Below are 233 nucleotides of genomic sequence, written 5' to 3' on the forward strand. Positions count from 1 at the left end.
CTGGAGAAGTCCAGTCATTTCAGTTTCTCTTTGTTACGACAAGAACCGGTCAAACGAGAAACTACCCGATTGAAGTAACAGTGGACTACACAGATGAATTGGTAGAGCCGGCATCGAGAGAATCCTTGACGCACATGATAGGAGTATTCCTTAACGCTCCAGATGAAAATGCAAACCAGTCCACTCCAAAGCTTATTATAGACAGGTACAGCTTCTCTCCAACACTTGTAAGT

At 43.8% G+C, this 233-nt stretch carries 1 pseudogene; it reads left to right on the forward strand.

Features of this window, described 5'->3' with window-relative positions:
• Positions 1-233, forward strand: a pseudogene (locus tag ACKX14_RS16505) (COG1361 S-layer family protein); the annotation flags it as partial.

Source organism: Thermorhabdus hydrogeniformans (genome assembly GCF_049310025.1).
Lineage (GTDB): Bacteria > Bacillota > Thermosediminibacteria > Thermosediminibacterales > Tepidanaerobacteraceae > JBJYKD01.